The sequence below is a fragment of the uncultured Cohaesibacter sp. genome, assembly GCF_963556055.3.
Lineage (GTDB): Bacteria > Pseudomonadota > Alphaproteobacteria > Rhizobiales > Cohaesibacteraceae > Cohaesibacter.
In genome coordinates this window covers 278236-299194 of the sequence record NZ_CAUVYE020000008.1, presented here as the reverse complement: position 1 = coordinate 299194, position 20959 = coordinate 278236, and the positions used below count along the sequence as shown (strand labels likewise).

The following is a 20959-nucleotide window of genomic DNA, read 5'->3' as shown; positions in this document are numbered from 1 at the left end:
GGAGAAATCCAATGACACCAAAGGAGCGCACTCAAACAATAAAGAAGCTGCTGAGCGAGCCCAATTCGTTCTCTGCCGTGTTTCTTTTGATGAGGAGGAAATGATGAATAGCGACAAATCACTTGGTCTGGGATTAATTGTCCTTGGCATTGCGGGCATTTGGCAAACAATGCAGATTGATGTCTTCACCTTCAGCGAAGACCCCGGCCCAAAACTATTTCCGATCCTAGGATTTTCCGTGTTGGTTTTTTGTGGCGCCGGAATTTTGCTATTCCATAAGCGTAAACAGATAAAAGACGGCGAAGCAAAACTCGACCTCACACAACAGATACGAGGGCTAACCATTTCAGGCCTGTTGATAGCCTACTCTCTGGGTCTGTGGTTGTTCGGATATTACCTGACGACCCCTATCCTCACCTTTGCATTTTACTATGTCATTGCAGGGTCCAGCCGTCGTGTGTGGTGGAGAGGAGTGGTCTATTCAGCGGCAGTGACAGCCGGCGTTCACTTACTTTTCTCACAATTCCTGAACACGCTTCTCCCTTCTGGCATCTTGTTTTGAGTAGGCAATCCCATGCATGATATACTTGCTAGCTTCGGCATACTTCTTCAACCAGCGACCTTTGCCCTCATAACCATTTCGACTGCACTTGGTATAGTCCTTGGTGCTATTCCTGGTCTTTCCGGAGGGTTGGGGGTTGCTCTTCTTTTGCCGCTCACATTTGGCATGGAACCTGAAACAGGTCTTGCGATGCTTATCTCCATATGGGTGGGCGGCATTTCAGGGGCCATGATTGGTTCGATCCTTCTTGGTATTCCTGGATCGCCTTCATCGATAGCAACAACCTTTGACGGCTATCCGATGACCCGCAACGGACAGGCCGTCAAAGCACTCGGCGCTTCCATCACGGCCTCCTTTTTCAGCACGGTCCTATCAATCTTGATAGCACTGGTACTCAGCCCGCTTATGGCTCGTCTCGCTCTGAAAATGGGCCCTTGGGAATATTTTTCACTCGGCTTCTGCGCGATTTCGCTTGTCGCTGCTTTGGCAAGGGACGGGGTGTTTCACGGGTTGGCCGCCGCAGCCTTCGGCTTGATTCTCGCATCAGTCGGCTTCGCTCCGATCGATGGCAATCCCCGCTTCACTTTTGGAAACCTCTACCTCAATAGTGGATTTGATCTGGTCTCTGTGATGCTTGGTCTATTTGCGTTCAAGCAAATTGTTGTCGACTTTGCCAAAGGCGAGCAGCAAATCCCGCAAGTGGATTCCAGCGACATAAGGGGATTTGGTGTCACCCTGAAGGAATATAAGGATAATATTTGGAACATCTTCCGATCATTCTTCATCGGACTGTGGATCGGCTTTTTACCAGGTATGGGCTCTTCCCTTTCAAATATGGTCGCTTACGCTCAAGCCAAATCTGCTTCAAGGCATCCTGAGAAATTCGGCAAAGGATGTATTGACGGGGTATTTGCATCAGAAGCTTCCAATAATGCCGCCGTCGGTGGGTCTCTTATCCCCATGGTCGCACTAGGAATCCCCGGAGATGGTGTAACAGCCATTTTGCTTGGCGGACTTATGATCCATGGCGTTCAGGCCGGACCGCTTCTTTTTGATAACAATCCAGAGATTGTATATGCCCTATTTCTCACCTCATTGATTGCGGCAGTCCTTGTTTTGATCATGCAGTTCTGGGGCATGAGACTGTTCCCTGCGATCCTTAAAATTCCATACCATTACCTTTATCCAGCAATTATCGTTCTGGGCTTCATGGGTGTTTTTGTCGGTTCTTCAACTGCCTTCAACTATATCCTGTTGCTTGGATTTGCGGGCCTAGGCCTAGTAATGGACCGCTTCCGTCTACCGGTTGGACCGTTTTTGCTTGCCTTCATTTTGGCGCCGATGCTTGAACTCAACCTGAGGCGCGGTTTGACCTACACCGATGATGGCATTCTGCCTTTCTTCACACGGCCGGTTTCGACCCTACTTCTGGCAGCGGCCTTCTTTAGCATCGTGTCCCCATACCTCCTGCCATGGCTTAAAGCTAGGAAAGTGAAGAAAGCAGAAGCAAACGCCCAAACAAGCAGAGAAAGTGGAGCCAATGTCAATTAACTTAGACAGTGTGGACTTTGTTCCAAATTACGAGTTGAGCGCTGCAGACCGCGCAGAGTTGGCTCATCTTCTACGCACATCCAATTTAATGGAAACCAATTTGACGGAACAAGCGCGCGAAGAACTTGACTCTGTCTCAATCGAGGAACTCGCGGTTCCCACCCGTGTCGGCCCAAGCAGAGTGCTGTCCATCACACCGACTAACCATCGGGATAATGGACCGCTCTTCATCAACATCCACGGCGGAGGATTCGTCCGAGGCTATCAGGACAGAGACACCGTGTTCTGCGCCCAAATGGCAAATCGGCTTGGATGCAAGATATTGGATATCGACTACAGGCTGGCTCCAGAACATCCCTTTCCTACGGGTGTAACAGAGTGTTACGACGTCGTTTCCTGGGCATTTGAAAATGCCAAGGCTTTGAATGTTGATCCTGAAAAAATTGCCCTTGGAGGACATAGTGCTGGAGCAAATTTCACTGCAGTTATTTCTCTAATGGCAATCGACAACAACAGTTTCAAACTGAAAGCACAACTTCTCGACTACCCGATGCTGGACGCAACCGTCAGCAGCAAAGAGAAAATCGAAAAGGGAGGAAAGTTCTTTCCTTACAATCGGTTGGAAAGCTTCATGATTCTTTATTCAGAAGTGCCAGAAAACCTTTCCGACCGCTATATGTCACCGATGAAGGCTTCTGATAGCGATCTTGAAAAAATGCCCCCCGCAATGATCAACATAGCCTTTCACGACCCACTACGAATGGAAGCTTGGCGATATGCAGCACGCCTCATCGAGAACGGTGTTGATGTTGCCGTTCGCCAATTCAGGAACAGTCGTCACGGCTTCATTCTGGCTTCCACTGATGAAAGCAACATAGCCAGGGAAGGAATTTTTCGTTGGCTTGACGAACAACTGAACAATTAATAGGAGGATATGATGCTGTTCAGAAAAATGATGCTAGCCGCTCTAGCAATAGGCATGTCTCTGAGCACCGCCGTTGCTCAGGACTGGCCAAATGGCCCGATCAAGATGATCGTTCCAACAAGACCAGGAGGTGGGTCTGACATCTCGGCAAGAATCTTTGCTGACTATATGCAAAGAAAAACAGGGGCTTCTATTGCAGTTGTCAATCAACCTGTCGGTGGTGGCAACGTGGCATTCGAAGAACTTTTGCAAGCCAAACCAGATGGCCAGACTTTGGTTTTCTACCATATCGGCATTATCATCAATTCCAATACCGGGCGCTACAATCGTTCCCTTGATGAATTTACTACAATCATATCAGGTCAGGTCTACCCGCCTCAGGTTCTTGCTGCCTCGGGCGACGCTCCTTGGAACAGTCTTGAGGAATTTGTAGAAGCCGCCCAAAAAGATGGACCTGGCAAACATATCATGGGTGTGACATTTGGCAGCGCATCCCATTTGGTCGCCGCCGAAGTCATGAAGGCATCCGGCATTAAGCTCAAACTTGTTGAAGCATCATCGGAGGTTGATAAAGTTGCAGCCCTTCAGGGTGGTCAAATCGATCTTGGTATTATGGGCATAACTTCCGCAAAACAGTATGTTGATGCAGGGCAGCTGAAAGTACTGGCTATTCTTGCGGACAAAAAACACGCAAAGTACCCTGATTTCATCCCAGCCAAAGACCAAAATGTACCGATGAGTGACTGGACTTCACCGACTTTCCTTTGGGGACCTCCAGGTATGGATCCGGCTTTGGTGAAAAAAATCAACGAATCCATGAAAGATTTCGGAAACGACCCTGTTTCGAAAGAGCGTTTGGCGAAATCTGACAGCTCTTTCACTTACATGACTGTCGAAGAATCCAACGCTTTGATGCATGAAAAAGACAAGCTGTATAGTGAATTGGCCAAAAGCGTTGGCCTGAAGCGCTAGACAGAGACTGTTCTCCGCTGTTCTAGCTAGCAAAACTCCTGCTGTTGTTTTGAAAAATAGCAGCAGGATAATTGTTATTTAGGTTTAAACTTCTAAATCAGCAAGGTCCATGGCTTCAGCCGTCTCCCCGAAATGCTTTATGCAACCAGATCGGCAGGAGTGATTAGCATGACGACCGCAAAAACACTCACCGCAGTTATCGCAAGACTACTCTTTGCTAGCAATATTGCTTGAGACATCCATAGATAATAACGGGTAAGATAACAATTAATTACCCCAAGGATAGAAATTGCCGTTTGAATTCAAAGTGGCGGCAGGAGAAGAAGTTCCACGCTTCTTTCTAAAGAACCTTTACCTTGCCGGTTGTGGCTGCCCGAGCTGTATTGCCAACAAGGCGCTTCTTGCCCACTTCCAAAATTTTCTTCAACCTTGTGTATGAGAAGCTCACCGAGATCCCCTCTCTGAGATTAAGAGCGGCAATGCAATCTTCGCCTCGCAGCCCTTCAAGCACTGATGAGAATCTTCTCTTCGGCGAAATATCGCGTGCCGTGTTTCGGCGGGTATCTTTGATCGTTTTCAACCAACGGCTTGCCCTGCACGGATTTTTGTTTCATCGTCGCTTCCTTGGATAGAGCGAAAATCAGCCCAAACCCTCCTTTATCCATGTTCCCTAATCTGTCTCATAGGCGTTGAGACGAACAGGGACATTCAATAAAAAACGCGCTCTCTGTCTTCTGGAGGACTGAAGAGAGCGCGGAACAAACTCGCCAGAGAAGTAGTGGTTCCAGGTCTTTATTCAAAATTAGTATGCAGCACGATAGATCGCTTCGATGTCTGCAACAGACAAATCGACTGGATTCCAATCCAGCAATCGACGAATATCGTGCGCTTCCTGAGCCATTGAAGCTAAATCCTCTTCAGGTACACCATAAGCACGCAATCTCATATCTAGTCCCAAAGATTCGCAGAATCTTTTCGCACCAACCGAGACTTCTTCAACAGTCGAGCTGGAGAACCCGAGAGCAGCACAAATCTTTGCCGTTTTCTCTGGGGTAGCAGGCATGTTTGCAGCAAGCGCGTGCGGAAATATCAGAGCATTTGCGATGCCATGAGCCAACTTGTAACGCGTACCCAGAGGGTAAGAAATCGCATGCCCTGACGTCGTGTTTACTGGTCCAAGGCAAACACCACCATAGAAAGCAGCAAGAGCAAGACCCGTACGAGCCTCTGTATCGGAACCATCCTCAACAGCGCGTTTGAGGAACTTCCCCACAAGTTCAATCCCCTGGAGCGCATAGCTATCGATGACAGGATGAGAGCGCTTTGAAGTAAAGGCCTCAACACAGTGAGCCATAGCGTCAACACCCGTCGCAGCGGTCACTTTTGCGGGAACGGTCATTGTCATTGCTGGATCAATGATTGCCAAGTCTGCGAGCATAAATACGCTCTCGGTTGCCACTTTGCTCATCGTTGCGGGGTCCGTCACCAGAGCGCGCGTACCGACTTCAGAACCAGTACCAGCAGTGGTTGGAATCTGCACCAATCCAACTTTACGATCAAACACCCGGTGGGGCCCTGAAATGTCAGAGAATTTAACATCCTGCCAGACCTGAACGGCTACGAGCTTGGCTAAATCCATTGCGGATCCACCACCAAAGCCAATCACAACATCGCAACCGGCGGCAGCTTCTATAGCTTCGTTCATATTTGCAATATCGGGCTCTGGCACAACGTCACCAAAACATTTGACATTCTTGAGACCCAACAGGTCAAGGCGAGCAACATTGACTGCATCAGCTACAACAAATGGCTCGTTATAGCCCTTTTTCTCTATCCAGTCTGCCAAGGTACCAATGGTGCCTTCACCAAACTTAATGACAGAGGGAAACTGCATTTCCAACGGAGATGTAAGACTTAACATTGTTTCATTGCTCCCAGCGTAGCACTTTTGGACAAATTTATAACTACAAGGCAAAGTGCTTAACTTTATACCGAATTCAGCAATCAAACTGACCCTAAATGTGATATTTGTCAATCTAGTATTTACATGTAAATTTTCATCGAATGAAAAATTCGCTCAATTTTGCACACATGAGAATATGGAAATTCATCCTAATTTTTTCTTTAATTTTAGCAAGTTAAAGAAAATTTTCAGTTTTTAGAAAGCCCGCCAAGCAACTCGTGCACCATTAAATCTCATCGCAGTTGGTATAATATTGCACAATTTAAGTTGACAAATTATCAGTTTGTAATCATGGTGTTGTCAGAGGTCAGGGGAGACCTTTGGGGCTTATCTGCCTCGCGCCTATTTCGGAGGACTCAATGTCGACAGTATCGGAACCCAAAAGCGATATGTGGATTGGCAGTGGTTTGCTGGTTTTTTGCGCCATCTCAGCTTGGTTGACGCTGGATATCAAAAATGGAATGAGCAGTTCGGTCGCCGGCCCATCCATGGTCCCATGGATTATGATTGCAGGGACGGCTTTCCTTTCACTTATTTTGATATCTCGCGCCAAAGCAAAGCAGGGAGGCACAGAAACGCGAACCATTTCAATGCCTGATGTGCATACTTTGCTCATCATGCTGGCGTTCGTGCTCCTGTTGGTAGCTTACGCACTAGCGTTCTATCCAATCGGCTATATTCCAGCCACACTCGTGACCTTTTTCATTGGTCTCTGGTTGCTTGGCGAAAGGCGTTGGCCCGTCTTTGCCCTGTTCCCGGCGATCATGACACTCGCCGTGTACTATGGTTTCACAGTTCTGCTTTCAGTCTGGCTACCATAGTTTGTTCAGCAAAATCATTCATTCTCGGGAGGATAACGAATGAAAAAAACTCTATTGTCACTTTCCGTTGCAGCCGCCGCCATGATGGTTGCAGGTAGTGTATCCGCCGCAAGTTTTCCTGCACGTCCAATTCAGGTGATTGTCCCTTACTCTGCTGGTGGCTCCACTGACCTTTCTCTGCGCGTATTTGCGGATGTTTTTGAAAAAAATTTCGAAGGCAAGCAGATGGTTATTCGTAACCAGCCGGGTGGAGGCGGTTCCATCGGAACATCGGCTGCTGCCCATGGACGCCCAGATGGCTACACGATCGGCGCTGCTGCGCAGGGCCCAATTGCTATCAAACCTCATATTGGCGGAACAGACTACGAAGTCGGCTCCTTCAACTATGTTGGTCTGTTTGCGCGTTCTCTGCAGGTAATGGTTGCTTGTAAAGACGCTCCATTTGCCGATTACGACTCCTTCGTCGAATATGCAAAATCCAACAAGCCACAGGTTGGCAACTCTGGTGCGGGTGGTGCAAACCAGATTTCTGCTGAAGCATTTGCAGAAGCAGCTGGCATCAAAATTGAGTCCATTCCGTTCGAGGGTTCTTCCAAAGCGCGTACAGCTTGCATTGGCGGACACATCGACGCAATGGTCGCTTCACCAGCCGAAGCCAAGGCTGCATCAGAAGCCGGACAGATGACCCCATTGTTCGTGATGGAAGATAAACGTATCGATCTGTTCCCGGACACTCCAACTGCTGTTGAAAAGGGTGTCGACTTCACATGGTCATCCTGGAAAGGCCTGGTCGCTCCGAAGAATGTAGATGCCGATGCTCTGGCATGGCTTCGTGATGCAGTTAAAACTGTTGCGACCGACCCTGCATTCATTAAGAAAATGACCGATATGGGCGAATTCGTAACCTACGAAGACGCAGCAACCTTTGAAAAGCGCGTTCAGAATGACGCTGACGTCGCCAAAAAGGTTCTTGAAGATCTCGGCATGCTCGGCATGAACAAATAATCAGAATCCCTTTCGGACAAAAACTGAAGCGCGGTAGCTGCGCTTCAGTCATCAACAAAAACTGTTATGTCTGAAGACGAAGACTTCAGCAAATTTGCCTGAAAGTTGACCATGGACACGCTCTCCTATCTCGCCCCTCTGTTTCAACTCAACGTACTCTGGACCATCGCTCTAGGCACGTTGGGTGGTCTCATAATCGGCGCCCTACCAGGTCTGACTGCGACCATGGGTGTTGCACTGCTCATCCCACTCACATTCAGCATGACACCCGTTATGGGTCTTAACATGCTGATTGGTATCTACATTGGAGGTATCTATGGTGGGTGTGTTTCGTCCATTCTCCTCAGAACTCCGGGTACTCCAGCTTCTGCCGCAACCGTTCTTGACGGGTATCCACTCGCACAGAAAGGGCAGGCAGGAAAGGCGCTTGGCATGGCAACCATCGCATCAACTATTGGCGGCCTCATCGCTGCTGTAGTTCTTGCCACTCTAGCCCCTCAGCTCGCCAGTATTGCTCTCGAGTTCGGTGCTCCTGAGTATTTTGCCCTCGCTCTTTTTGGCCTGACGATTATCGCATCCCTTTCGGGAGACCTCGTCAAAGGAGCCATTTCCGGGTTGCTTGGTATTTTGATCTCTTGCGTTGGTGCTGACCCGATTTCTGGCGTCATGCGCTACACGTTTGGTATCAACGGCTTTGCCTCAGGCTTTGCCTTCACTCCAGCCCTTATCGGCTTGTTCGCTCTTTCCGAAGTATTCACACAGCTTGAGCGCCTGACGGTGAAAGATGCTTCCATTATCACCCACGTGACCGGCCGCTGGCCAACAATGCAGGAAATGAAGGAAAGCGCTTCAGCACTGATCCGCGGATCCATTATCGGCACATTCATCGGCATCGTTCCGGGAACGGGGTCAGGTACCGCATCTTGGATTTCTTACAACGAAGCCCGCCGCTCTTCCAAAACTCCTGAAAAATTCGGCACCGGCTATGTGCCTGGCGTTGCCGCAACGGAAAGCGCCAACAACGCAGTTTGCGCATCGGCTCTCATACCTCTCTTGGCACTCGGTGTGCCAGGTGATGTCGTGACGGCAGTTTTGATGGGCGGATTGATGATCCAGGGTTTAGCTCCCGGACCAATGCTCTTCCAGACCAACCCTGATATCGTTGTCGGCATCTTCGGTGGCACCTTTATTGCTACCATTTTCATGTTCATCTTCGGCATGGCTCTTATTCCGCTCTTCTCGAAGATCCTCATGGTTCCCCGCAGAATGCTGACCATAGCAATCGTAATCTTCTGCTTTATCGGCTCCTTCTCGATCAACCTGAATCAGGTCGACTTGCTGACCATGGTAGGATTCGGCGTTCTCGGGTGGGGCATGCAGAAATTCGGTTTCAGTCAGGCCGCTCTTTGTATTGCGCTTATCCTCGGCCCAATGATGGAGTCCAATTTGCGCCGCGGTCTTCTTCAGACTGGTGACAACATTTTCCAATTCGTTTCCAGCCCAATTACAATCTTGTTTCTTGGCCTGACAGTCCTGTCACTCGCCTGGCCATTCATTTCTCAGGCTCGCGCAAACTCCAAAAAGTCCAAGCAAGCCACAAAACCAATGGAGTAAACCATGACCAAAGAGGCATATGTTGCTCTCGTCACTTGCTTTAACGAAGACGAGACACTGAATTACGAAGCAACCCGCGCCCAGGTACGCCGCCAAATTGCAGCAGGAAACAACATTCTTTGCGCCGGAACAAACGGCGATTTCTCGGCACTGACTTTTGAAGAAAAAGTCAAGTTGACCGAAGAAGTCGTTGCAGAATCTCAGGGTAAGTGCAAGGTCATAGTAAACGCTGGCATGCCTGCCACTTTTGAAACAGTTAAACTGGCTAGAGAATTTGACCGTATCGGTGTTGCTGGTATCGCAGTCATCACTCCATTCTTTATTGCTTGCACCCAGGATGGTCTGGAACGTCACTATCTTTCGGTTGCTGACGCGGTAAATACCCCTATCTATCTCTACGATATCCCCGCACGTACTCAGAACCACATTGAACCAGAAACCGCACGCAAGCTTTCTGCTCATCCGAACATCGCTGGCATCAAAGATTCCGGTGGAGCACAGGAAACACTCGAAGCTTACATGCAGGTTGGTAAAGAAGTCGAAGGTTTCGACGTTTATTCCGGTCCTGACCACCTCGTTCTTTGGGCACTTAAGAACGGCGCCGCTGGCTGCATTTCCGGTCTTGGTAACGTTATGCCTGAAGTTCTTGCCAAAATCGTTTCTTGCTTTAACGCTGGCGACGAAGCGGGTGCTTCAGCCGCCCAGGAAATCTATGGCAACTTCCGCAAAGACCTCTATGGTCTGGGCTTCCCTCCAGCCATGGTAAAACGCGCTCTTTGGGTTATGGATCACTCCGTTGGAGCTTCCCGTCAGCCAGCACTTCTGCCGGATCCTGAACAGGACAAACAGGTAGAAGCCCTTCTGAAGAAATACGAGCTGATCAAATAATGGTTAAAGTACTTACAACCTCACCCGGCTTTGGCAAACATGGTCGGGTGCCAGATGAAATTGCAGCTCACGGATGGAATCTTGTGCGTTGTGATGACACATCCAAACCAGATGGTGGTGTTTCCGAGCAAATCGCAGACGCTGACTTTCTTGTCGTTGGTCTAGTTCCAGTATCAACTAAGACACTGGTCGGTGCAAAGAACCTTAAAGCCGTCATCAAACACGGCGTAGGGGTCGACAATATCGACATCCCTGCTTGCACAGCAAAGAAACTTCCGGTTTGCAACACGCCAGCTGCGAATGCTGATGCAGTTGCCGAACTGGCTGTTGGTTTCATGTATGCCATGGCACGCTTCATCCCTCAGGGTCATGTTTGCGTAACATCAGGCAAATGGGAACGCCGTGTTGGCACTCAGCTTGGCGGTAAAACACTCGGCATCGTAGGACTGGGAAACATCGGTAGGCGTCTGGCCAAACTAGCCATAGGCCTTGGCATGAAAGTTGTTGCAACCGACCCATATGCTGATATGGCCTTTGCATCTGAACATAACATCGAAATCCTCACTTTCGATGACTTGCTGGGTAAAGCTGATTATGTTTCTCTGCACATCTTCGGCGGCAAAGACAATGCGGCTCTGATCAATCCAGAAACGATCTCCAAAATGAAACCAGGAGCAAAATTGATCAATCTTGCTCGCGGTGAAGTTGTCGACCTGGATGCCATTGCTGCGGCTTTGGAAAGCGGCCAACTCGGTGGTGTAGCCATCGACGCTTACGTGACCGAACCGCCAGAAACCTCACATCCTGTCTTCGGTCATCCCAATGCTATCTTCACTCCGCACTCTGGTGCAGACACCAAGGAAGCCGTTGAGAATGTGGGATTGATGGTTATTGAAGACATCGCGACCATTCTGGACGGGGACATGCCGAAACGCTGCCTGAACGCTAAAGACCTGTAATAGGTAAGCAAATAGGAGAGGGCTGCAAAGCCCTCCTTTTTTCCCAAGGAGAGAAACATGTCTATTAGTCCCGTTGTAATCACTATGGGCGATCCTTCCGGCGTCGGCGCAGAAGTGACTGTAAAAGCAATGGCAGCGCTTTCTGCCGACCAGAGAGCCCAATATGCTGTTATTGGCGACATGGGCACGCTGGAGCGAGCAAAAAAGGTTTGCGGCCTTGATTTGCCGTTACATGCCTATGGCACAGAAGGTGCTGAAGGCTCTCTTGCTGTTATCCATGTGGACGTTGAAGGTCTTCCCGGAGAATTCGGTGTGCTGTCCCCAGCATGCGGTGAAGCTTCCTTCCGATTTATCAAGAAGGCAGTGGACATGGTGGGAGCAGGCGAAGCCGCTTGCATCGTAACAGCGCCGATCAACAAGGCTGCTCTCAATACCGCTGGCCACCATTATGACGGTCATACCGGCATGCTGGCTCACCTGACGGGGTCAAAAAACTCATGGATGCTGCTGGCGTCCGAGACGCTTAATGTTCTTCATGTTTCAACCCACGTTTCACTCAAGACTGCAATTAATCGGGCTACCCCAAATCGCATTCTTGAAACAATCCGGATGGGTTACAAGCACTTCAAGCGGATGGGGTACGAAAATCCACGTATTGCCGTTGCTGGTATCAACCCCCACTGCGGGGAAGGAGGCCTCTTCGGCAATGAAGACGATGATCAGATACTGCCAGGCATTCAAATGGCACAAAAAGAAGGCATTGATGTTGTCGGGCCTATTCCAGCTGATACCGTCTACTACCGCGCCCATATGGGTGCATTTGATCTGGTGATCGCCCAATATCACGACCAGGGACACATTCCGATCAAGATTATTGAATTTGATTCCGCTGTCAATGTTTCCCTCGGTCTACCAATTGACCGTTGCTCCGTTGACCACGGCACGGCCTTTGATATTGCGGGTACTGGCAAAGCAAATCATGTGAATATGCTCAGTGCTCTCAATTACGCAAGCAAGCTTGCGGCAACCAAGGAAAATAGGTAACACGCCAGTTCTCCTGATATCTATTCAAACAGTCCACCTTCAGGGAGCCCTCCGGCTCCCTTTTTTTGTGCAAATACCAAGATAAGTCGTGAGACAACAACAAAAAAGCCGACCTCAAACCAAGAAATCGACTTTAAAACTTAACAGGCTTTGCATTCTTAGTCGTGCATCTTCAAGTCGATGAGACCGCCACCAAACAAGCGATCTCTGGAATGCTCAAGATGCGCACGCATAAGTGAAGACGCCAAGGAACTGTCTTTGTTCTTAATTGCCTTGAAAATTTCACTATGCTCTTCAAAGACATGGATGAGAGCCTTGCTGCCTTCATTCAATAGCGACTGGCCATGCATTTGCATGCCAACATAAATGTGCTCTCTCAACGCCCGCATGGCTGTTTCGAAATAATGGTTATTGGTCGCTTTGGAGATAGCAATGTGAAACGCGAAGTCGGCGTCTTCTCGATGCATCAGACTTCCCGTGGCTGTGCGCATCATTTCGAGCGCTTCTTCCATTTCTTTAAGCAATGAACTGTTGTGGCGCTCTGCCGCCAAAACTGCTGCCGTAGTTTCAAGGTTGAGACGAAACTCATAGCATCGTTGAATATCGGAAAGGGTTTCAACTCTAGCAAAACCGACCGGAGAAACAGAGGGAGCCCTTACGAAATTGCCAGCCCCCTGTCTCGCATAAATCAGGCCTTCTTTGCGCAACTTCTCGAGCGCATTGCGAAGAACTGGCCGAGAAACACCAAGTTCTTCAGATAGTTGATGTTCAGATGGCATGCGCTGATTAACCGGATAGTCGCCATGTGAAATGCGGTTAAACAAAGTATGATAAATCTTGTCAGCTAGAAGCCTCCTTGGACGGCTCTTGTTTTCACTGGCTTCACTATTCTGAGTCACGACTTCAAACCTACGACATTAAACAATTCTACATTCTTACAAGTTTTTGGGTCAAATTTTCAAGTGTATCCTTACCCCCAAACCCACCTGATTTTGTGATGATAAACAAATCATCATCAGCACCTATAGATTTTGACATTGGCAAACCTGGTAGCACCTCACCAAGAACTTGCAAGATTCCTATATTGAGCTTGGCACAAATAGCGGCTGCACTTTCTCCACCACATCCAAGAAACGTCTTAGGCCTGGTTTCAGAAATCCAATTTGCAACTCCTTCAGCAAAGCATTCCCCCGCTTCTTGACCAGACACCACAGTTTTGCCTGGTGTCATTTGTAAAACTTTTACATCGCCAGACCAATTCTGAGGAACAGGAACAACACCATTGGGCGCTCCAACACATTCGAAATCTTCAAGCTGAGCCAAGGTAACAGGATCTCTTGATCCGATAGCGAACAAGGCTGGGGCAACAGGAGCAAGCAAACCTTCACTTGTAAAAACCGGAGTGATTTTCTTGGCCAAAGCTTCAGCCAACCCGGCGGCTCCGACGAACAAACCGTCTTGCGCAAAATCTTTGATCGCATTTTCAATGTCTGCTTGCGAATTCGCATCGACAGAGCATTCCTGCGACAAACCAGAAATTTGAACCACATCGATTGGCTCATCGACCCCTTCACCAACGAGCTTTCCGTTCTTCACATAACGGCCGAGCCTTGGAATCGCAGGGCAAATGAGAGTCTTTTCCTGAGCAACATCCAGCGCCTTGATTTCTTCAGCGACATGACCTTTGAGCCGACTGTCCACTTTCTTGAAAACCCGAACCTTATTACCATCTTCATGAGCGTAAATTAGATCAAGCACTTGCTTTACTCGAGACACAGCTTCTTGTTCGGCAATCTCTCTGGATCCGGAAGAAACGGCAACGACATCGGCTCCACTCTCCATAGCCTCTTTCAACCTGGAAACGGTCAGTGCACAAAGCACTGTCAACCCACGTTCTGAAAAAGCAACTGAACTATCAAGAGCCCCAGTTAAATCATCCGCAACTACTACTAACTTCACCTTACAGCCCACACATTTGTCAAATATAAAATTCAAGTGTCATAAAACACCAATTTGCGGAAAAATGTAACATAGTTAGCAAGTTAATCCAATCTATCTTTATCCAAGAACGCTTTACATTGCGAATTTGTTTTACAAATTATCAAGTTTAGTTCCACCGAAAAACGCGCACATCCAGATATAAATCCTTACGATATTGAAGATTTGGGCAACTTCAAAACGACAAATAGGATTATCAGCCGCTCAATCGTGTAGTGGTTCTGAAAAATCAGACAGAATGGAAAGGTCTATCGAGACCTTCGGAAAAGAAACGCGATGATAAACGTCGGCGATTTGCAGACCAGTTCAAAGCCAAAGTGGCAATTGAAGCTCTGCGGGGCGATAAGTCGATCCAAGAAATCACAACCAAGTATTAGGTTCATCCAAACCAGATAAGCACAAGGAAACGGCAAGCTGCTGAAGATACGGCCGATATTTTCTCCTCAGAAGAAAAGGTAGCCGGGGCAAGTGAAGTCGAGATCAAAGAACTCTAAACTAAGATCGGAATGCCGACTATCGAGAATGACCTTTTGTCACGAGGGCTCAAGAAATGAGCCCCTCCGAGAAGAAAGTCACGATCTGCGCTAAACATCCTCATCTGAGCATCACACAGTAATGCCGGCTAGAGCATCTAAGCCGATCCAGTTTTTATTACACACCAGTTGGCATCGACCCAAAGAGGCTGAATCTGATGAAAACGATTGAACGCACCTTCACTGTTGAATGTCACTGAGAAGTGACTTGCAAAAAGGTATTGAATTTGCAACAGTTCTGCCTTTGCGGCATGTCTGCGAATAGAAATCCCGACTTCATTCCCCATCCGGGAGCAAAATCGGGACTTCCTGGTTTGGTTTTGCCTGATCAGGCTGTGCGCACTTTTGTGAGGAAGTCTTCCACCGTGCTTTTCAGATCAATTGCCTTTTGATTCAACTCGTCGGCGACAGCTCTAGCATGGGAAGACGCTTTCTCTGTCTCTTCGACAGAATGGGCCACGTGGGTAATGGTGTCGGACACGACCTGGGTGCCTGTTGAGGCCGCTTCCACATTGCGAGAAATCTCGCCTGTAGCAGCGCTTTGCTGCTCAACGGCCGAAGCAATGCTGGCCGAGACAGAGTTGATATTGCTGATGGTTCCACTGATCGCCTGAATGGCTTGTACAGAAGCTTCCGTTTCCGTTTGAATTTCAGTGATTTGCTGGCCGATTTCCTCTGTGGCCCGGGCGGTCTGGTTGGCAAGATTTTTCACCTCCGCGGCGACGACTGCGAAGCCCTTGCCGGCATCCCCAGCTCTTGCGGCCTCGATCGTTGCGTTCAGAGCCAGCAGATTGGTTTGCTCTGCGATGTCGGAGATGAGACTTACGACTTCGCCAATGCGTTGGGCCGAAGATTTCAGGCCTTGAACCTTGCTGTCGGTTTCCCCCGCCTGACCAACAGCATGGGCTGCGATTTGAGATGAATGTTCGACCTGACGGCTGATTTCCTGAATAGAGCTTGTGAGTTCTTCCGTCGCAGATGCAACGGTCTGCACATTGGAGGAGGTATGCACGGCTTCCTTGGCAACCTCTGCGACCTGACTGTTGGCACTGAGGGTCATTTCGGCCATGTTTTTCGAGGACTGCTCCATCTCGTCTGCCAGCGTCAGCAAGCGGGAAATCATCTCTGAGATACTGGAGTCGAAATTCTCGGTCAAATGCTCGATGAGTGCACTGCGTTCATGCTGTTCCCTCGTGGTGTTCGCTTCACGCACAGAAAGCTCATCCGCCTTGAGCATGTTTTCCTTGAAGACCAGCACTGCGGCGGACATGGCACCCACCTCATCGCCCCGGTCCCTGTGTGGAATTTCGACATCTTTCTTCCCGTCGGCAAGCGTGCGCATGGTTTCCGTCAAGGTCTTGATCGGACGGGAAACATTGCGTTGAATAATCCATGCGGCAAACAGACCGAGCAAAATGACCATCATGACAACGGGGACCGTCAACCAAATAGCCTGTTGGATATTGTTCGTTGTTTCAAGCTCATAGCGTTTTGCCGATGCAGCGAGTTCTTTCTGAAAAGAGCGCAGGTTTTCCGCAACGCTTTTCTCGATCGGCGTCATCGTATCGGAAATCATCTGCATGCGCGTATGTGCAATTTCGATGGATTCTTTCAAGGCCGGCACAAAGCTTTCGCCAGCTTCAGCCATTGCCAAAGCCTGTTTGCGTTGCTCACCATGAAAGGTGTTTGGAAGATCCGAGAGAGCCTTGTCAAATTCGGCCAACGCATCAAGCGATATTTGGTAGAAATCTGTCCGACCTGCGGAAATGAATTCGGTGCTGGATGCCCGTATGCCCGCAAGCATGTTTTCAAGGCCACCGACCTTGTTGAGAGTGTCAATGACACCGCTGCGCAGGGCGAACGCTTTCAGGCTGCCCAGATTTTCGCCGATAATCTGGCTTTGCGGATTCAGGACGTCGGATTTGACCGTTTCGAACTGAACCTGCATCTTCGCTATTTTCTCAAAGGTTTGCCCATAGAGCTCCATGGATTGAACATTCTCGGTGACGGAACCGGCTGCGGCTGCCATGGTCTCGATATCCTTGGCCATGGATGTCATTTGCGAGATTGTTGTCTGGATCTTTTGAGCAAGCTCATGAGAAGAGCTCTGGGCATAAGTGGTGACGTTCTTTTCCGTTTCCGTCATGGAAAGAATCATCTTTGCGGCCAGTTGATTGGCTTCAGAAGCTTTTTGGTAATTCTGAAAATTACTTTCATTGTCAAGAAGCGTTACAACAAAATAACCACCAAGAAAAAATACCAATGCCATGATTGAACCAAAACCGATCAACAGCTTTTTGGCAATGCTGACATTCGATAGCTTTATCATATATCCCTCCCTGAAAAACAAATGAAAATGGAACATTTCAAATGTAAATTTTCACTATTTTTGAGAATTTCAAATTTAAATCCTCAATATTCAAGTCAATTTAATATTCAATGTTTTAAGAACATGTAAATTCAATAATAAAATCGTTTATATATTATACGAATATTTGTTATGTCGAAAATGAATAACAGATATTCTACAGTATTTGAACTATTTCGCCATCCAATTAAGTAAATACGGAATATTGCCAATACTCCCTGTCCGTCGCCGAAGGATTTGGGGCTGATGTCGGCGGTTATGACTGGAAGCTTCAGCGCATCGGTGTTTGCGATTTAGGCGGCTTGAGACTGGCTTTGCAAGCGGCGCAGTTGGATGGCCTTCTGCTTGACCCTCTCACTTTGTTCCAGAATTGCCTGTCCTCTTCCGAAGGAGACATCAACCGGTGCGAAGTTTCTCAGGCTCTCATGGCTGCGGTGATGATCATAATGGTCGATAAATACCGCGATCTCATTTTTCAGATTGGTGGGAAAGAAGTCATTTTCCAGCAGAGCCCGGTTCTTGAGCGTCTGATGCCAAGGTCTCCGCTTGCCAGCCAGCCCTACACGCGCATTGCAATGCGCCAGAGGCAGGAAACGGGATTGGAAAATATCTAAAATCTCATAATGCCAACCACCCTAAACCGCCATATCCGCAGTTCCGCCTGGAGCAATTATCAAATTGGGCTTCTTTGGTGGGGCCACCGCGCTTGATGTGAATGGCAGCAAACGGTTTCTTCGTTGGGAATCTCCCTTATGCAGGCGCCGCCCTGTGTCGGCTTTTTGGTGCTCCGACAGGGGCGGCTCCCACACATCTGTTCTCGTCTTACTGCTTGTTCATCATTTGCTTTTCCCTGCGAAGGACAATTTGCTTCCAGATCGGCGGGAGCACCGTTGTGATGATCAAGAGAGCTATCAGAACCATGCAAATCGGACGCGTGAATAGAATATATTCACCTCTCACATCAAGCAGCAGAGATAGCCTCAGATTGCTTTCGATCAGGGGACCAAGGATAACGCCCAACGCAACGGGCGCCAAAGGCAGACCGGTCTTGCTCATGACATAGCCGAGCAAGCCAAAGCCGAACATCAACCAGACATCAAATATCGAATTCTGGACGCAATAGGCACCCACGATGCTCAGACAAAGAATAAGCCCAACCAGCATTGCCCTTGGAATGCGGAGAACCTGCGCAAACAAGTTCGTCGCAAACGATCCGCCCAGAGGAATCAGGATCAGCGATGTCAGGAACATCTGGATCATGAAACCGTAGATAATATCTGCGCTGTTGCGGAACAGATCAGGGCCAGGCTGAAGTCCGTGAACCAGAAGCCCACCCATGATGACGGCAGCGACAGAGCTTCCCGGAATGCCGAGGGTGACCGTAGGGATGAGGGCCGCAGCATTGTCAGCGTTGTTGCCGAATTCCGAGGCGGCGATGCCTTCCGGATTGCCCTTGCCAAAGGTCTCAGGTGATTTCGAAATCTTCTTGGCACGCTCATAAGCGAGAAAGGAGACGAAACTGCCGCTGGCACCCGGAAGCAGTCCAATGATGATGCCGTAGAGATATGCCCAACTCCAAACTTTGAAAAACTTGGGAGTTTCCCGAATGGTTTCAAGGAAGGGAGAAAATTTGAGCTTCTGGCCATGCTTGGCTTTCAGGAGTGTCTCTTCCGCCATCTCCAGACATGGCGGAATGGCATAAAGCCCGACCATCAGGACGACAATGTCGATCCCCGATTCCAGCTCCAGTTGACCAAAGGTGAAACGGTCGGTGGACATGACGGGATCGAGCCCGATCATGCCGATGAACAGCCCCATGAGGGCTGCCAGAAAGCCTTTTGGCAAATCTTCGCCAAGGAAAACCGATACAGCGGCCATGCCAAAGACACCGACCCAGAAAACCTCGGGCGGTCCGAAGGAAAGGGTCACGAGAGACAGGGGTGGCGCGACGAGCATCATGGCAACGGCACTTGCCATGCCGCCGAATGCCGAGGAAAGCAAGGCGATCTGTAGCGCGTATCCCGCCTTGCCCTGTTGCGCCAGTGGATAGCCGTCAAAGGTGGTCACGATGGCAGCAGGGGTGCCGGGAATGCGCAGCAGGATGGCAGGAATGGCCCCACCATACATGGCACCGTTATAGATGCCAGCCATCATTCCGAGCGCGACCAGCGGATCCATTGTGAAGGTGAGCGGCAGCAGCACGGCGATGCTCATTGTGGCGGTCAGGCCTGGCAAGGCTCCGACAATGATGCCAGCCAGAACACCCCCGATCATTGCCAGCAGGTTCGGAAAAGTCAGGACTGCCGGGATTGCAGACAAAAGAGGAGCGAAAAGATCCAAATCAACCTCCAATTCTCGTCCAGATTTCGTGAGGCAGAGGGCGCGACAGGATCTGAATAAAAACGATGTAGACAATTGTCAGGAATATGAATGTCGTCGCCAACACGGGCAGAGGCTTGCGGTAGCCGAGCAGGTAACTCATGACGGGAATGACAATTGCCGAAGTGGTCAGGAAACCGAGATAGTCCAACCCGATGAGAGCGAGCACCATCACAGCGGCGGCGAGGAAGAAACGTGATGGGCTTGTAAAGAAGTTCGGATTTTCCCCTGACTGGATGAGCCGCATCTGCCCGCGAACGGCGATGATGATGCCAACCGGTACGGCTGGACCCAGCACAAGAAGGGGAAACACACGGGCTTCAGGACTGAAGCCCGTGGCGAGCCAAAATCCAAGCGCGGCAAGAATTGCCACGCTTGAACCCAAGACGACATCAGTGTGAATGGATTTCACGATGCACCTCTAATCAGTTATTTCAACCAGGGAGACTTTTCCCAGATAGCTCTCATATTCTTGTCGAACGCATCAAGGCCCTTGGCAAATTCATCGCCATTCTGGAAGTTCAAGACAACACCCTGTTTTTTCGCATTTTCCTGGAACTCAGGATCTTCCAGAGCCTTGAGCAGTGCACCCTGAAGGGCTTTCACGGCTTCTTCCGGCATGCCTTTGGGCCCGGCGAAACCGCGCTGCGAAGAAGCGATAATATCATATCCCTGCTCTTTCAAGGTCGGAACGTCGGGGGCGAGTTCCGAGCGCTCTTCAGCCATGATGCCCAGAATGTCGACGCTGTCCTGATAATTGACGGCTTCACCAAGGTTGAAGCTGCCCACGGCAACATGGCCGCCCATCGTGGCGTTACGCGCAGCGGCACCCGGGAAAGGCACAAAGGTAAATTCGGCACCGGTCATTTTTTCCAGCTGCAACCCGGCCAGATGGTCGTCGCCACCGAAGTTGCCCGTCGCCATCGTCACGATTTTCGGGTTTGCCTTGGCATATTCGACCATGTCCTTGACATTGGTGAACTCACTGTTCTTTTTCACGTTCAGAGCCGCAGGGTCGGTCACCATGTTGGCGATGATCGTGAAGTCCTGCCAGGTGAATTTGGCTTTGCCTTCGATCGGCTTGGTCACAATCGAAGGGGTGGTGATGATACCGATCGTGTACCCATCCGGCTCGGCATCATGCAGCGCAGTCCATCCGACCACACCAGAGGCACCGGTACGGTTCTCAACGACGACGCTGGCATCGTTGCCGAGATATTTTTCGATGAATGGGGCAACCGTGCGCACCATGATGTCGCTGCCGCCACCCGCGCCATAAGGAACGATAACGGTGATTTTCTTCTCTGGATATGCAGCCTGAGCAGCTGTGCTGAGGCACAAGCCAGCGAAGATAAGAGGCAATAGAGCTTTTTTCAT

At 49.4% G+C, this 20959-nt stretch carries 17 protein-coding genes and 1 pseudogene; 10 read left to right on the top strand and 8 right to left on the bottom strand.

Features of this window, described 5'->3' with window-relative positions; genetic code table 11:
- Positions 1-100 precede the first annotated feature (100 nt).
- The 4 genes from ACHZB8_RS03515 to ACHZB8_RS03500 are packed head-to-tail and all read left to right on the top strand — an operon-like array spanning position 101 to position 4010.
- Positions 101-562, top strand: coding sequence for a tripartite tricarboxylate transporter TctB family protein (locus tag ACHZB8_RS03515; protein WP_316858733.1), 462 nt, complete (start codon positions 101-103; stop codon positions 560-562).
- Positions 563-574: 12 nt separating this feature from the next.
- A complete protein-coding gene (locus ACHZB8_RS03510) occupies positions 575-2113 on the top strand; it encodes a tripartite tricarboxylate transporter permease (protein WP_316858732.1) in 1539 nt (512 codons plus the stop codon).
- Positions 2103-3038, top strand: coding sequence for an alpha/beta hydrolase (locus ACHZB8_RS03505; protein ID WP_316858731.1), 936 nt, complete (start codon positions 2103-2105; stop codon positions 3036-3038). Before ACHZB8_RS03510 ends, ACHZB8_RS03505 begins: the two co-directional genes overlap by 11 nt.
- A gap of 12 nt (positions 3039-3050) precedes the next feature.
- Positions 3051-4010, top strand: a complete 960-nt coding sequence (locus ACHZB8_RS03500; RefSeq protein ID WP_316858730.1) for a tripartite tricarboxylate transporter substrate binding protein — start codon at positions 3051-3053, stop codon at positions 4008-4010.
- 802 nt (positions 4011-4812) lie between these two features.
- Here the strand turns inward: ACHZB8_RS03500 and ACHZB8_RS03495 are convergent.
- On the bottom strand, positions 4813-5931 hold the full coding sequence (locus ACHZB8_RS03495) for an iron-containing alcohol dehydrogenase (protein ID WP_316859185.1): 1119 nt from the start codon (positions 5929-5931) through the stop codon (positions 4813-4815).
- Between the two features lie 401 nt (positions 5932-6332).
- Between ACHZB8_RS03495 and ACHZB8_RS03490 the strand changes: the two genes are divergently transcribed.
- The 6 genes from ACHZB8_RS03490 to pdxA all read left to right on the top strand — a co-directional run bounded on the left by ACHZB8_RS03490 (position 6333) and on the right by pdxA (position 12304).
- Positions 6333-6794 (top strand): tripartite tricarboxylate transporter TctB family protein, encoded by a 462-nt coding sequence (locus tag ACHZB8_RS03490; protein WP_316858729.1) that lies wholly within the window; start codon positions 6333-6335, stop codon positions 6792-6794.
- Positions 6795-6833: 39 nt separating this feature from the next.
- Complete coding sequence (locus tag ACHZB8_RS03485; protein ID WP_316858728.1) at positions 6834-7799, top strand: tripartite tricarboxylate transporter substrate binding protein; 966 nt, start codon at positions 6834-6836, stop codon at positions 7797-7799.
- A gap of 111 nt (positions 7800-7910) precedes the next feature.
- Positions 7911-9413 carry a tripartite tricarboxylate transporter permease gene (locus ACHZB8_RS03480; protein WP_316858726.1) on the top strand — a complete coding sequence of 501 codons (1503 nt, stop codon included), beginning with the start codon at positions 7911-7913 and terminating at the stop codon, positions 9411-9413.
- Positions 9414-9416: 3 nt separating this feature from the next.
- Complete coding sequence (locus ACHZB8_RS03475) at positions 9417-10301, top strand: dihydrodipicolinate synthase family protein (protein ID WP_316858725.1); 885 nt, start codon at positions 9417-9419, stop codon at positions 10299-10301.
- 47 nt (positions 10302-10348) lie between these two features.
- Entirely contained in the window at positions 10349-11260 is a 912-nt protein-coding gene (locus ACHZB8_RS03470; protein ID WP_316858723.1) for a phosphoglycerate dehydrogenase, read from the top strand.
- Between the two features lie 57 nt (positions 11261-11317).
- The gene (pdxA, locus tag ACHZB8_RS03465) at positions 11318-12304 is read left to right on the top strand and encodes a 4-hydroxythreonine-4-phosphate dehydrogenase PdxA (RefSeq protein ID WP_316858722.1); all 987 of its coding nucleotides are present in this window, start codon (positions 11318-11320) and stop codon (positions 12302-12304) included.
- A 158-nt stretch (positions 12305-12462) separates the two neighbouring features.
- Here the strand turns inward: pdxA and ACHZB8_RS03460 are convergent, their stop codons facing one another.
- The 7 genes and pseudogenes from ACHZB8_RS03460 to ACHZB8_RS03430 all read right to left on the bottom strand — a co-directional run bounded on the left by ACHZB8_RS03460 (position 12463) and on the right by ACHZB8_RS03430 (position 20959).
- The gene (locus ACHZB8_RS03460) at positions 12463-13203 is read right to left on the bottom strand and encodes a FadR/GntR family transcriptional regulator (RefSeq protein ID WP_316858721.1); all 741 of its coding nucleotides are present in this window, start codon (positions 13201-13203) and stop codon (positions 12463-12465) included.
- Between the two features lie 28 nt (positions 13204-13231).
- A complete protein-coding gene (locus ACHZB8_RS03455; RefSeq protein WP_316858720.1) occupies positions 13232-14263 on the bottom strand; it encodes a four-carbon acid sugar kinase family protein in 1032 nt (343 codons plus the stop codon).
- A gap of 900 nt (positions 14264-15163) precedes the next feature.
- The gene (locus ACHZB8_RS03450) at positions 15164-17164 is read right to left on the bottom strand and encodes a methyl-accepting chemotaxis protein (protein WP_316858719.1); all 2001 of its coding nucleotides are present in this window, start codon (positions 17162-17164) and stop codon (positions 15164-15166) included.
- 332 nt (positions 17165-17496) lie between these two features.
- Positions 17497-17754 (bottom strand): annotated as a pseudogene (locus tag ACHZB8_RS03445) (IS3 family transposase); the annotation flags it as partial.
- Positions 17755-18025: 271 nt separating this feature from the next.
- Positions 18026-19543 (bottom strand): tripartite tricarboxylate transporter permease, encoded by a 1518-nt coding sequence (locus tag ACHZB8_RS03440; RefSeq protein ID WP_316858718.1) that lies wholly within the window; start codon positions 19541-19543, stop codon positions 18026-18028.
- Between the two features lies 1 nt (position 19544).
- A complete protein-coding gene (locus ACHZB8_RS03435) occupies positions 19545-19994 on the bottom strand; it encodes a tripartite tricarboxylate transporter TctB family protein (protein ID WP_316858717.1) in 450 nt (149 codons plus the stop codon).
- A gap of 17 nt (positions 19995-20011) precedes the next feature.
- Positions 20012-20959 (bottom strand): tripartite tricarboxylate transporter substrate binding protein, encoded by a 948-nt coding sequence (locus tag ACHZB8_RS03430; protein WP_316858715.1) that lies wholly within the window; start codon positions 20957-20959, stop codon positions 20012-20014.

Coding starts and splice junctions, on each gene's coding strand:
- ACHZB8_RS03515 (WP_316858733.1), top strand. CDS start 101: ATGATGAATAGCGACAAATCACTTGGTCTGGGATTAATTGTCCTTGGC.
- ACHZB8_RS03510 (WP_316858732.1), top strand. CDS start 575: ATGCATGATATACTTGCTAGCTTCGGCATACTTCTTCAACCAGCGACC.
- ACHZB8_RS03505 (WP_316858731.1), top strand. CDS start 2,103: ATGTCAATTAACTTAGACAGTGTGGACTTTGTTCCAAATTACGAGTTG.
- ACHZB8_RS03500 (WP_316858730.1), top strand. CDS start 3,051: ATGCTGTTCAGAAAAATGATGCTAGCCGCTCTAGCAATAGGCATGTCT.
- ACHZB8_RS03495 (WP_316859185.1), bottom strand. CDS start 5,931: ATGTTAAGTCTTACATCTCCGTTGGAAATGCAGTTTCCCTCTGTCATT.
- ACHZB8_RS03490 (WP_316858729.1), top strand. CDS start 6,333: ATGTCGACAGTATCGGAACCCAAAAGCGATATGTGGATTGGCAGTGGT.
- ACHZB8_RS03485 (WP_316858728.1), top strand. CDS start 6,834: ATGAAAAAAACTCTATTGTCACTTTCCGTTGCAGCCGCCGCCATGATG.
- ACHZB8_RS03480 (WP_316858726.1), top strand. CDS start 7,911: ATGGACACGCTCTCCTATCTCGCCCCTCTGTTTCAACTCAACGTACTC.
- ACHZB8_RS03475 (WP_316858725.1), top strand. CDS start 9,417: ATGACCAAAGAGGCATATGTTGCTCTCGTCACTTGCTTTAACGAAGAC.
- pdxA (WP_316858722.1), top strand. CDS start 11,318: ATGTCTATTAGTCCCGTTGTAATCACTATGGGCGATCCTTCCGGCGTC.
- ACHZB8_RS03450 (WP_316858719.1), bottom strand. CDS start 17,164: ATGATAAAGCTATCGAATGTCAGCATTGCCAAAAAGCTGTTGATCGGT.
- ACHZB8_RS03430 (WP_316858715.1), bottom strand. CDS start 20,959: ATGAAAAAAGCTCTATTGCCTCTTATCTTCGCTGGCTTGTGCCTCAGC.